Source organism: Streptococcus sp. 20925_1_24, assembly GCF_041432335.1.
Taxonomy (GTDB): Bacteria; Bacillota; Bacilli; order Lactobacillales; family Streptococcaceae; genus Streptococcus; species Streptococcus mitis_BM.
The window spans coordinates 30129-43141 of the sequence record NZ_JAPVZM010000017.1 but is presented as its reverse complement, the minus strand read 5'-3'; the positions used below and the strand labels follow the sequence as shown (position 1 = coordinate 43141).

General features: G+C 39.0%; 13 protein-coding genes. 1 reads left to right on the top strand and 12 read right to left on the bottom strand.

Translation table 11 applies throughout. The features are described 5' to 3' along the window. Positions 1-31: 31 nt before the first annotated feature. The 5 genes from O3650_RS08810 to pbp2a all read right to left on the bottom strand — a co-directional run bounded on the left by O3650_RS08810 (position 32) and on the right by pbp2a (position 3809). Entirely contained in the window at positions 32-511 is a 480-nt protein-coding gene (locus O3650_RS08810) for a sigma-70 family RNA polymerase sigma factor (RefSeq protein ID WP_203176455.1), read from the bottom strand. Between the two features lie 120 nt (positions 512-631). Further along, the gene (gene nusG, locus O3650_RS08805; protein ID WP_000376740.1) at positions 632-1168 is read right to left on the bottom strand and encodes a transcription termination/antitermination protein NusG; all 537 of its coding nucleotides are present in this window, start codon (positions 1166-1168) and stop codon (positions 632-634) included. Between the two features lie 54 nt (positions 1169-1222). Beyond that, on the bottom strand, positions 1223-1399 hold the full coding sequence (secE, locus tag O3650_RS08800; protein ID WP_001210991.1) for a preprotein translocase subunit SecE: 177 nt from the start codon (positions 1397-1399) through the stop codon (positions 1223-1225). Between the two features lie 9 nt (positions 1400-1408). After that, the gene (gene rpmG / locus O3650_RS08795; protein WP_014017356.1) at positions 1409-1561 is read right to left on the bottom strand and encodes a 50S ribosomal protein L33; all 153 of its coding nucleotides are present in this window, start codon (positions 1559-1561) and stop codon (positions 1409-1411) included. 52 nt (positions 1562-1613) lie between these two features. Next, on the bottom strand, positions 1614-3809 hold the full coding sequence (pbp2a, locus tag O3650_RS08790) for a penicillin-binding protein PBP2A (RefSeq protein WP_153193857.1): 2196 nt from the start codon (positions 3807-3809) through the stop codon (positions 1614-1616). Positions 3810-3895: 86 nt separating this feature from the next. On the opposite strand from pbp2a, the gene O3650_RS08785 reads away from it, so the two are divergent. Continuing rightward, complete coding sequence (locus O3650_RS08785; protein ID WP_371491944.1) at positions 3896-4771, top strand: RluA family pseudouridine synthase; 876 nt, start codon at positions 3896-3898, stop codon at positions 4769-4771. Between the two features lie 68 nt (positions 4772-4839). On the opposite strand, the gene gap is transcribed toward O3650_RS08785, so the two are convergent. The 7 genes from gap to O3650_RS08750 form a co-directional block, all read right to left on the bottom strand. Then, a complete protein-coding gene (gap, locus tag O3650_RS08780) occupies positions 4840-5850 on the bottom strand; it encodes a type I glyceraldehyde-3-phosphate dehydrogenase (RefSeq protein ID WP_000260687.1) in 1011 nt (336 codons plus the stop codon). 176 nt (positions 5851-6026) lie between these two features. Then, positions 6027-7328, bottom strand: coding sequence for an ABC transporter permease (locus tag O3650_RS08775; protein ID WP_203176451.1), 1302 nt, complete (start codon positions 7326-7328; stop codon positions 6027-6029). Continuing rightward, positions 7297-7980 (bottom strand): ABC transporter ATP-binding protein, encoded by a 684-nt coding sequence (locus O3650_RS08770; RefSeq protein ID WP_153193858.1) that lies wholly within the window; start codon positions 7978-7980, stop codon positions 7297-7299. Before O3650_RS08770 ends, O3650_RS08775 begins: the two co-directional genes overlap by 32 nt. 199 nt (positions 7981-8179) lie before the next feature. After that, positions 8180-9091 carry an XRE family transcriptional regulator gene (locus O3650_RS08765; RefSeq protein WP_261044339.1) on the bottom strand — a complete coding sequence of 304 codons (912 nt, stop codon included), beginning with the start codon at positions 9089-9091 and terminating at the stop codon, positions 8180-8182. A gap of 130 nt (positions 9092-9221) precedes the next feature. After that, positions 9222-11873 (bottom strand): bifunctional acetaldehyde-CoA/alcohol dehydrogenase, encoded by a 2652-nt coding sequence (gene adhE, locus O3650_RS08760; RefSeq protein ID WP_000763950.1) that lies wholly within the window; start codon positions 11871-11873, stop codon positions 9222-9224. Between the two features lie 299 nt (positions 11874-12172). Beyond that, positions 12173-12583, bottom strand: a complete 411-nt coding sequence (locus tag O3650_RS08755) for an MORN repeat-containing protein (RefSeq protein WP_000429313.1) — start codon at positions 12581-12583, stop codon at positions 12173-12175. Then, positions 12570-13013 carry a low molecular weight protein-tyrosine-phosphatase gene (locus O3650_RS08750; RefSeq protein ID WP_000737436.1) on the bottom strand — a complete coding sequence of 148 codons (444 nt, stop codon included), beginning with the start codon at positions 13011-13013 and terminating at the stop codon, positions 12570-12572. Before O3650_RS08750 ends, O3650_RS08755 begins: the two co-directional genes overlap by 14 nt.

The following is a 13013-nucleotide window of genomic DNA, read 5'->3' as shown; positions in this document are numbered from 1 at the left end:
TAATTTTTTTCATTTTTTTTTGCATGGTTTCTTACCGGCTACGGAGATCAAACTCTTTAAACACAATACGTAAGTCTCTTAGGACTCTTTGACGCCCTCGGAAACGTTCATTTCTTAAGACGCGTTCTAACTCTTCTTGTTGTTCTTTAGTTTGTTTGTTTCTATAATCTCTTAGTGTCTCATGAAAGAGATAATAGTCATCTAGCCAGAGTCCTCCCTCACTTATACGATGACTAATCTCACCCACTTCTTCATAAAGCTCTTTATCATATCTTCGTTTTTGACTTTCTTGTTTACGGATATAGTCTAGAACCCGATTTCGAAACTTGGTTTTGAAATATTTCCTTAAACGAGGGATATCTTCTACTAGACCCTCTTCTCTACTGATCAATTCATGTAGGCATATCATTCCCTCTTGGTCCCAATCCGATAACTCCCATAAATGAAGGTAATATTCATTTCTACACTTATATACAATCCCCTGCACTTCTTCATACATTTTTTTAAGCATAATCTTCTCCTTTCTAGATACAGTCTAACAAATAAAGAAGCTAGTTGGGGTTATTTCCTCCATTCTGTTCTCTTTATCTCCTAAACTGCACAAAAAAGAGAGGACAAGCCTCTCTTTGAGTTATAATTCTGCAATTTGGTTTAGGTTTACTTCTGCAACTGTGTCATTACCAAACATAGAGATAATCATCTTCACTTTATTGTTATCAATTTCTGTAATCTTACCAGTATAATCTGCAAAGGCACCATCAATAATACGTACAGTTTGACCAACTTCAACATCGATATCAAACTCTTGTACGGTTTGTCCCATAGAAACCAAGATATCACGGATTTCTTGTTCCAATAATGGAGTTGGTTTTGATCTATTTCCGTGAGATCCAACGAATCCTGTAACGTTTGGTGTGTTTCGAACAACAAACCAAGCTTCATCTGTCATGACCATTTCTACAAGAACATAACCTGGAAAGCGATTTTCTTCTACTTCTTTTCTCTTTCCATTTTTTTCAACTTGCACTGTTTGTGTTGGAATTTCAACGCGTAGAATATTATCCAACATATTGTAGGTTTGTGCACGTTGTAATAGATTTTCTTTTACCTTATTTTCATAACCAGAATAAGTTTGTAAAACAAACCACCCTTTATCAAAACTATCCATGATATTTCCTTTCATAAATAGAAGATTTCTAGTGTAATTAACTCCACTAACCTTCTAAAAAATGTTAATAAATCGAATCAAACCTGAAACAATCAACTGGTCAAAAATGTAAATAATTACTACAAAGAAAGCCGTGTATTCCATAATAGAACGAAAATCTCTCCAGCTTTCCTTGCGAGTTGGCCATGTTGTGTCTTTAAGAAGTCTAAAAATATCTCCAATAAAACGCATCGCTCTCTCCTATCTCGTTTCTCTGTGTGTAGTGTACTTGCCACAATGCTTACAAAATTTATTTACTTCTAGTCGTGTAGGCTTGGGGGTTCCACTAATCTTGATTGAATAGTTTCTCGAACCACAAACCGCACAAGCTAGGCTTGCTTTTTTTAGTGCCATAACGCCTCCATCTTATCTATTATAACAAGAAAGCAAGGCTTTGACAAGCATCTTAGCGAAATAGATTGACTACTGAATCCCATATCGTTTGAGCCTTTTCCTTAATCTTAGCATCCGAGATAGCCCGACTAGCCTCATCTACTAGACTTTGCGCACGTCCTCGAATATCAGACAAATTATCATCTGTCTGGCTATTATCATTGGTTTGTACTTGTCTTTTTGTGTTAGCTGGTGCAATTCCATTTTGCTTATAAGCATTTTCAACTGTAAAGGTACTTCCTGGCGTATAAGGTAAAATGGTATTTGCAATATTTCTAAAGACATGGGCTGCACCGTTTGATGTAGAACCCGCTAGATAATGATTTTCATCAGTGGTCGGAAAACCAAGCCAGTGGCTAATCACTACATCTGGAGTATAACCAATTACCCACTGATCACTTGTGTATTCAGGATTAAAAACAGCTTCAGTTGTTCCAGTTTTCCCTGCCATGACATAGTCTGCAGGCGATGAACTAATACCCGTTCCATTGGTGAATGTCCCCAACATCATACTGGTCATCTTATCAGCTACAGACTTATCAATCACCCTTTTTTGTGAATTTTTATGACTTGCAATAACCTGTCCGCTAGCGTTTTCAATTCGACTAATAAAATGAGCTTCCGGCATTAAACCTTCATTTGCAAAGGCAGCATATGCTTGAGCCATTTGCAGAGGATTGGTTTCGACACCGCTTCCCAAGGCGACACCAAGAACACGGTCGACCTTTTCCATGTTGAGTCCAAATTTTTCTCCTGACTCAAAAGCCTTATCAACACCCAAATCATTAACGGTGGCAACAGCAGGTAGATTAAGCGATTCTGCCAAGGCTTGATACATAGGAACTTCACGACTCTTTTTGATTCCTGCATAGTTATCTACCTTATAGTTGTCATACTTCATGGTATGGTTATCCAAGAGCTTATTCAAAGCCCAACCTGCCTCAACTGCTGGCGTATAAACAACTAAAGGCTTAATTGTAGAGCCAGGGCTACGTTTTGATTGGGTCGCATAGTTGAAATTACGGAATCCAGTTTTATCATTGTCAGCAACTTGACCGACAACCCCACGAACTCCCCCTGTTTTCGGTTCGAGAGCTACACTTCCTGATTGAGCAAATGTTCCATCCTCTGCTCTAGGAAATAGTGAGGTGTTTTCATAGACAACCTGCATATTTGCTTGGTAGTTTTGGTCCAGTTCTGTGTAAATGCGGTAGCCATTATTGACAATTTCTTCCTCTGTTAGATTATACTTGGAAACGGCTTCGTTAACCACCGCATCAAAGTAAGAAGGATAGCGGTAATCTAAGATTTTTCCTTCATACTTATCGTGCAATTGCAAAGTCATATCAACTTCTGCAGCTTCGGTTTCTTGATTTTTATCAATGTAACCCGCTGCAAGCATATTTTGCAAGACAGTATCACGACGATTAGTAGAATCTTCCACAGATTTCAAGGGGTTATACAGTTCCGGTCCTTTGAGCATCCCTGCCAGAGTCGCAGCTTGATCCAAACTCACTTCTGACGCAGAAACTCCAAAGTATTTCTTACTCGCATCTTCAACCCCCCACACACCATTTCCAAAATAAGCGTTGTTAAGGTACATGGTTAAAATCTGATCCTTACTATATTTTTTTGTTAATTCTAAGGCAAGGAAAAATTCTTTCGCTTTTCTCTCGACAGTTTGATCCTGCGATAGATAGGCATTTTTAGCCAGCTGTTGGGTAATAGTAGAACCACCACCTGAACGACCAGCAGTGACAATCGCCAAGAAGAAACGACCATAGTTAATCCCGTCATTTTTATAGAAAGAGCGGTCTTCTGTCGCAATAACAGCATTCTGCAAATTTTTACTGATATCAGTCAATTCAACGTAGGTTCCCTTTTGACCAGACAAGGCACCAGCCTCTTTTTCTTCACGGTCAAAAATGAGAGTTCGAGTTTTCAAGGCGTTTTGCAAATCGTTAACATTGGTTGACTTAGCTACAGCAAACAAATAGGTTCCAACTAGCAAGCCTGCACTCAAACCTAGTATAAGGACAATCTTTGTTAGATGATAACGACGCCAGAATTTCCGAATCGGACCCACTTGGGCTAATTTTTTTCGATCACTACGAGAGCGACGTAAGCTAGTAGAATCAGAGTCCTCTAGTTCACTTGTTTCTTTTTTAAAAAGAGAAAGAAATTTCTCAAATAATTTATCTAATTTCATGCGTTTATTTTATCATCTTCATCATAGGAAGACAAGAATTTAGCTATTTCCTATCCAAATAGGGCTTTTTTTGTTACAATATCTGTATGCAATTCACATTTACATTACCAGACTCTCTACCTCAAATGACGGTAAAGCAATTACTTGAGGAACAACTCCTCATCCCTAGAAAAATCCGTCATTTTTTGAGAATCAAGAAACACATTTTGATTAATCAGCGAGAAGTTCATTGGAACGAGATGGTAAGTCCTGGAGATGTTTGCCAGTTGACTTTTGACGAGGAAGATTATCCCGAAAAAGAAATTCCTTGGGGCAACCCAAACCTCGTTCAAGAGGTTTATCAAGATCAACACTTGATTATTGTCAACAAACCAGAGGGGATGAAAACGCATGGTAATCAGCCAAACGAAATCGCCCTTCTTAACCATGTCAGTGCCTATGTTGGCCAAACCTGCTATGTCGTTCATCGTCTAGACATGGAAACCAGTGGTTTGGTTCTCTTTGCCAAAAATCCTTTTATCCTGCCTATTCTCAATCGCTTACTGGAGAAAAAAGAGATTTCTAGGGAATACTGGGCACTAGTTAATGGACATATCAACAGCAAAGAGCTTGTTTTCAAAGACAAAATCGGACGTGATCGCCATGATCGTAGAAAACGAATAGTTGATACAAAAAATGGGCAATATGCTGAAACGCATGTAAGCAGATTAAAGCAATTCCCAAACAAAACGACCCTTGTCCGTTGTAAACTAAAGACAGGGCGAACCCATCAGATTCGTGTGCACCTTTCTCATCATAAGCACCCTATCCTAGGCGACCCTCTCTATAATAGTAAAGGAAAATCAAATCGACTTATGCTTCATGCCTTTCGACTTTCCTTTACCCATCCACTTACATTAGAAAAATTAAGCTTCACTGCCCTTTCAGATACTTTCGAAAGAGAAATAAAAAAGAATGGATGATTGTGTCATCCATTTTTAAATATTTAAAAAGCAAGACCAGAGGTCTTGCTTTTTTATCGACTCAAGAATTATTTAGCGATTTTTGCGAAGTATTCAAGAGTACGAACAAGTTGTGCAGTGTATGACATTTCGTTGTCGTACCATGATACAACTTTAACCAATTGTTTACCGTCAACGTCAAGAACTTTAGTTTGAGTTGCGTCAAACAATGAACCGTAAGACATACCTACGATATCTGAAGATACGATTGGATCTTCTGTGTAACCGTATGATTCGTTTGAAGCTGCTTTCATAGCTGCGTTCACTTCATCAACAGTAACGTTCTTTTCAAGAACTGCTACCAATTCAGTAACTGATCCAGTTGGAGTTGGAACGCGTTGTGCAGATCCGTCAAGTTTACCGTTCAATTCTGGGATTACAAGACCGATAGCTTTTGCAGCACCAGTTGAGTTAGGAACGATATTTGCAGCACCAGCGCGAGCACGGCGAAGGTCACCACCACGGTGTGGTCCGTCAAGGATCATTTGGTCACCAGTGTAAGCGTGGATAGTAGTCATCAATCCTTCTACAACACCAAAGTTATCTTGAAGAGCTTTAGCCATTGGAGCCAAGCAGTTTGTAGTACATGAAGCACCTGAGATAACTGTTTCAGTACCGTCAAGAACGTCGTGGTTAGTGTTGAATACAACTGTTTTAACGTCGTTTCCACCAGGAGCAGTGATAACAACTTTTTTAGCTCCACCAGCGTGCAAGTGTTTTTCAGCAGCTGCTTTCTTAGCAAAGAAACCAGTAGCTTCAAGAACGATTTCTACACCGTCGTTAGCCCAGTCGATTTGTTCTGGATCACGTTCAGCAGAAACTTTGATGAATTTACCGTTAACTTCAAATCCACCTTCTCTAACTTCAACAGTACCGTCGAAACGACCTTGAGTTGTGTCGTATTTCAACAAGTGTGCAAGCATAACTGGATCTGTAAGGTCGTTGATACGAGTAACTTCAACACCTTCTACGTTTTGGATACGACGGAAAGCAAGACGACCGATACGTCCGAAACCGTTAATACCAACTTTAACTACCATTAGTGATTTCCTCCTTATGAAAATCATGAAATTTTTATTGTGAAAAGAGTAACTTGAATCACTACAAATCACCTTTCAACAAACCTATTATATAACTATTTAAGTTTAATTGCAAGTACGGGCATTGTTTTTCTATGTTAGTTTCTTTTTTAAACTGTAAATCAAGGAATCCCTTACTATTCATATCGTAGCGATTCTACAGGATCCATTTTACTAATTTTACGTGCTGGGAAGTAAGCTGATACATAACCAAGCAAGAGAGCGAAAGCTAGAGTTCCTAAAATAGATAGAGGATTTAATTCAAAAACCTTCGTGATGGATGGGTAAAAGTGATTTACAATCGCATTCGCCAAACTTCCCACCCCTTGTGCAACCAAAAATGCCAGCAGCAAGGCGATCCCTACAATCCAGATAGCCTCGTAAATAAAAATCCCTTTGACATCATGATTTTGATAACCAACTGCCTTCATGACACCTATTTCCTTAGAACGTTGCATAATATTGATGTAAATGATGATACCAATCATGACCGCTGCTACCACAATAGCTTGTGATGAAAGCACAATCAACAATCCCTGAATGACACGAATAAAGGTAATCACAATATCAAGAACCTTCTGTTGAGAAAGAACAGTATACTTCTTATTTTTCTGTAATTCTTCTGTTACCACTTTTGTCTGTGATGGATCTTTGAGTTCCAAGATAAAATAAGATACAGCTTTTGTAAATCCAGCTTCTTTCAAAATTGTTTCCATTTGACTAGACGGCATGAAACTGTTACTGTCCTCCATGTCATCTTCATCATTAATCACACGTACAATCTTCGTTTGAAATTGAGCAATCTTACTAGCTTCGGCAGCATTTTCTACAATACTTGCTGAGACTGATTTGCCAATAACATCACTAGCTGTCAGATTTTTTCCTGTCTGTTCATTCCAATTTTTTAGTAAACTGCTTGGGATCGTCAATCCCTGTTCATTTGCATCAGTATAGAGGGAGCCAGCTAATACTTTGTCCGCCTCATTACTACTAACAGAAATACTTGTATCCTCATAGAGACTCACTACTTGAGCATAAGAAGGCATCGTTTGACTCAGATCCATTTCTTGCCCATCTATAGTAATATTTGACATGGTCATCCCAAAAGGACTCTCCAAATATTTAATAGCTTCTTTCCCAACTGTATTCGTGATATAGTTCTTATCATCTTGGTTCAAAAAGCCTCGTCCAGCATTTTCTGTATTTAAAGCAATCTGAACTTGAGAAGGGATTTGACCTCCATTCGTATTTTCATCAATCATCGAAATCAAAGCATTTCCTAAGCCGAAAGAAATTAAGACTCCTACAAAACCGATTGAGGTTGCTAGCGCAATCAATAGGTTACGCCACTTTCTTTCCAGAAAGTTATTTAAAGAAAGTTTGAATTTATTTTTCAATGATAATCCTTTATTTTTTGACTTCTTCAACGACTTCACCATCCTTCATTTTGATAATCACGTCTGCATATTCAGCAACCTCTGGATTATGGGTTACGATCAATACTGTTTTCCCTGTTTGGGCTAATTTTTTAAACACTTCCAATACCATTTCTTGGGATTGAGAATCCAGCGAACCCGTTGGCTCATCTGCTACAATCATATCAGGCTGATTCACCAAAGCACGCGCGATTGCTACACGTTGCTTTTGCCCGCCAGAAAGCTGTTTAACATTTTTAGCCACAAAAGGTTCCATGCCCAAGTTACTTAATTGCTCCTTTGCAATCATTGTCATCTCCCTGTCAGATAAATCTTTGACATAGAGAGGTAGCTTGACATTGTCCAAGACAGACTGATGTGGAATGAGGTTAAAGTTTTGAAACACAAATCCAATCTTATCTTTACGAAATTGAGTTAGTTCAATCTCTGATAAGTCACGGAGGGATTCCCCTTTAAACTCTAAATCTCCTTCATATTGTCTATCTAAACCGCTGATGATGTTTAGTAAACTGGTTTTGCCACAGCCTGATGGACCGTAAATCGCTGTAATTTTACCTTTTGCGATTTGCAGATTTATATTCTTTAAAGCCTGCTCTTGATGTTTACCGTCCAAAGTGTAAAACTTTGAAATATTTTTAATGGATAAAATGGACATTCTTTCCCCCTTGTTTAAAACTGTTATCGTCATACATCACACTTATAGAAAATCCCTCAAGTTGATTGCCCCTATAGGCCTACTACTTAGAATTTTCTCTCTATTACCTAGTTTGCTTCTGGATGTATATCAAGTAAAATTCATTGTAACAAAAAAGCGACATTCCCTCAATGACAGAAATGTCACTCCTATAAAGCATTTAACAATACCTTTCTAAGTCTTCGCTCCATTCATTATCTAAACTAACAATTAACTGCTCATTACCAAACATCCTCGCCATCATTTTTGCTTCTTCATACTTTTGTTTTGCCGTATCATAATCAGTCTGAAGATAATATTTCCACTCCACCATCAAGACAATCGGTTGCTTTTGAAAATCTCGTGTTTTCTGTCCTATTTTATTTAAGGTCTCAACTGCTCTCTTAAAATAACGAAACAGCCCCATAATTTCTATACAAGCTAAAGAAGCTAACAAGGAATCTCTAAGCAAGTCCAAACAATCGAACTCTATCTTATCAACCTGAGAACTTAGTTTGTCATGAAAACAAAGAATGGTTTCATGCTCAGATTCTTTTATCTCACCCATATTTAAACCATCCATTAACTGACAGTTGAAATACAGTCTCAGTTTCAACAAGTCCTCGGCTTTATATACATCTCTGGATAGTAAGTCTTGAAGACCGTCCTCAATCACACCACTTCCGTATAAGGAATTACTAGTCGCTCTCACTTCATCTATGGCTTGAAGACAATCCACTAGCACTTTCTCATCACGTGGCAAATCATCATAAAAACACTCAAAAATCTCATCGAAATATTCTTCCTTTTGTTCCTGCAACTCCTTGTCTCCATAGTCAGGATGATGTAAAAGAAAGTACTTTAATTCTTGGTAACGCTTGGGTAATTCCTTATAGTCTGGCATCAAGACGTAGGAAGGAATTTCTAATCTATCCGCAATATATTCTAGGGTTTTTATCGTCGGGCGAAACTCTCCTTTTTCTATCCGCACCAGCTGACGCACTGATAGTTCAGACTCATCCCCGCAAAAAACTGGACGACTAAGTCCTTTCTCCTCTCTAAGAATCCTTACCTTTTCCCCTAGCTCATTCATCTCTTACATTTCTCCCTCGCATGATTATCAAAGCTTTGATTTTCAAATAAACATATGCGATTATTATACCATTTCCCAAAAAGAATTACAAAAAAGAGACAGGAAATTCCTGCCTCTAGGCTGATAACAATTATTTACGGCGTCCTGGTCTTTCTTTATAACCATAGTAAGAATCTTCGATGATTTCTTGCATATGGTCAACCATTGGAAGGCGTGGGTTTGCAGGCGAACATTGATCTTCATAAGCAAGGAAGGCCAATTCACGAGAATGTTCTTTCCATTCTTTTTCATCAATTCCTTGTGCTTTGAAGTTCATTTGGATACCTACGCGCTCACCAAGTTCGTAGACAGCTTTTGCGTAAGATTCCACACCTTCTTCTGGAGTAGAAGCTGGAAGTCCAAGCATGCGTGCGATATCTTGGTATTTTTCATCTGCACGGTAGTAGTTGTACTTAGGCCATGTTGCTGTCTTAGCTGGACGTGTACCGTTGTAGCGGATGACGTATGGAAGCAAGATTGCATTTGTACGACCGTGGATTGTGTGGAATTGCGCACCAATCTTATGGGCCATTGAGTGAGAAATACCTAGGAAGGCATTAGCAAAGGCCATACCAGCGATTGTTGAAGCGTTATGCATTTTCTCACGTGAGTGGAAGTCTGCATTCTTAACTGAGCTTTCAAGGTTTTCAAATACAAGCTTGATGGCTTGAAGTGCAAGACCGTCAGTGTAGTCGCTAGCCATTTGTGATACGTAAGCTTCAGTCGCGTGGGTCAATACGTCCATACCAGTGTCCGCAGCAACAAATCCAGGAACTGTCAATACCAAAGCAGGGTCTACGATTGCCACAGTTGGTGTCAATGAGTAGTCAGCGATTGGGTATTTACGGTTATTTGCTTTATCAGAGATAACGGCAAATGGTGTTACTTCAGATCCTGTACCAGATGTAGTTGGAATCGCGATGAATTTAGTCTTCTTACCAAGCAATGGGAATTTGAAGGCACGTTTACGGATATCCATGAATTTTTGAACAAGGTCACGGAAGTCCACTTCTGGTTGTTCGTAGAAGAGCCACATTACTTTAGCAGCATCCATTGGAGATCCACCACCGAGAGCGATGATTGTATCTGGTTTGAAGGCACGCATAATCTCAGTACCACGGTTTACAGTTGTGATATCTGGATCTGGTTCTACATCAGCAAATATTTGGTAAACAACCTTATTGCGACGAAGATCAAGTTGTTCGATGATACGATCAAGGAAACCAAGCTCTACCATGGCATGGTCAGTAACGATCATGACACGTTCAACGTCACGACATTTTTGAAGGTATTGAATTGAATCACGTTCAAAGTATGTTTTTGAAGGAAGTTTCATCCATTGCATGTTATTTCTCCGTCTTCCGACTTTTTTGATATTCAAGAGGTTAATGGCACTAACGTTATCCCCAACTGAGTTGCGTCCGTAAGAACCACATCCAAGTGTCAATGATGGCAAGAAGGCATTGTAAACGTCCCCGATACCACCGAAAGTAGAAGGTGAGTTACAGATAACACGAATAGCTTTAACAGCTTTACCAAATTCTTTAGTCAATTCTTCGTCAGCTGTGTGGATAGCTGCTGAGTGTCCAAGACCGTTAAATTCAACCATTTGACGAGCCTTAGTAATACCATCTTCACGGCTTTCAGATTTCAAAACTGCGATAACTGGTGACAATTTTTCACGAGTCAATGGCTCATTTTCACCAACTTCTTTACATTCAGCAGCAAGAATGTTTGTTCCTTCTGGAACTGTAAATCCTGCTTGCTCTGCAATCCAAGTTGCTGGTTTACCAACGATATCAGCGTTCAATTTTGCACCAGCACAGTTTTTACTATTTGCTTTCACGCCGAAGCAGAATTCTTCAAGAAGAGCTTTTTCTTTTTTATTTACAAAGTAAGTGTGGTAAGATTTGAACTCTGCTACAAATTCATCGTAAATTTCTTTATCAATGATAACTGCTTGTTCAGATGCACAGACCATACCGTTATCAAATGATTTAGACATGACGATATCGTGTGCTGCTTGACGGATGTTTGCTGATTTTTCAACATAAGCTGGAACGTTTCCGGCACCTACCCCAAGAGCTGGTTTACCACATGAATACGCAGCCTTCACCATTGCGTTACCACCTGTTGCAAGGATTGTCGCAACACCTTCGTGGTTCATAAGAGCACTAGTTGCTTCCATAGATGGTTCAGTGATCCACTGTACGCAGTTTTCAGGAGCTCCAGCTGCGATAGCTGCATCGCGAACGATACGAGCTGCATGAGCAGATGATTCTTGTGCTGATGGATGGAAGGCAAAGACGATTGGGTTACGTGTCTTCAATGAAATCAATGATTTGAAGATTGCTGTTGATGTTGGGTTTGTTGTTGGAGTGATACCACAAACAACACCGACCGGTTCAGCGATAAGAGTCAAACCTGTTACATCGTCTTCTTCGATAACGCCAACTGTTTTAGTGTGACGCATGTTGTTTACCACGTGTTCACAAGCAAACAAGTTCTTAGTTGCTTTATCTTCAAATACACCGCGTCCTGTTTCTTCATAGGCATGTATAGCCAATTCTCCGTGGGCATCCAAAGCTGCCACTGACGCTTTAGCTACGATGTAATCAACCTGTTCTTGGTCGAGTTTACGCATTTCCTCAAGAGCAACTAAAGCTTTTTGCACCAAGCCATCGACATGCTTTTCAGCAGCGAGTTTCTTTTCTTCTGGTGTCACAGTTTTTTTATCAGCCATATTTTCCTCCATAGCTTTCAAGGATTGATATCCTTTGTTAATTTTTTCACAAGTTTATTATAACGCATTATTTCAACTTTGTAAACAGTTTCATAAACATTTCACAAAGAATTTTTAAACACTTGTGAAATTTTTCTCATTTTCTTTACTTATCAAGTTTTCTCTTTAGAGTTTGTGAAATTAATTTCAAATATTTTTTATTTCACAAACTTGCTTGGAAGAGTGACTTGGAAAGAAAGGGATTTGCAGGTAAGCGCTTACTTAAACATTCTAATAATACCTCCTTTGATAAGGAGGCCTTATTTTTGTTGAAAAACGCCTTGTTTAAAAGTCCCTTCATAAACGACTTCTTGTTCTGTTGTTAGTTTCCCTTTTCCTTCAGCCTGACCATTTACAAAATCACCTTCGTAGGTCCAGCCTTCTTTGGATTGAAAGGTACCTTTTCCATTGAAGGCTCCATTGTTGAAACCACCTGTATATTGGTCTCCATTTTGGAAGGTAATGGTACCTTGGCCATTCATTTTACCACGTACAAGACTGCCGTCGTAAACAATCGTTCCATTATCAAGCTTTAGAACACCTTTTCCGGGAATATTTAGAAAAAAGACGAGTACAGCACAGAAAACAATGGCAACTACTGCCAAAAGCTCTAAACGTGAACGAGTCAGATAGACACTATATTTGTCGTAAAAATTCTTAAGATTTTCCATCTTCACTCACCTTTTCTAAACGTTCTAACCAAGCTTGACACCCCTCTTGAACACGCTGATAGGTTTCCTCAAAATCTCCTGTATACCAAGGATCTGGAACACTTTCAGATGCGAATGAGTAAATCTTATCTTGACAGTTTGCTGGACACATCTGACGTAAGTCAGAAACATTTGAAGCATCCATTCCGATAATATAATCAAAGGCTTCAAAATCTTCCTTACTAATCTGAAGCGATGTTTTGGCTTTGTCATAAGGAATATCATACTCTTGAAAAATCCCTTGAGTTCCCTTATGAATCGGATTGCCATGTTCCCAAGAGGAAGTCGCTCGACTTTGGATTTCATAATTATCTGTCATTGATTTCATCACAAACTCGGCCATAGGGCTGCGGCAAATATTCCCCAGACAGACAAAGACTAATTTTTTCAT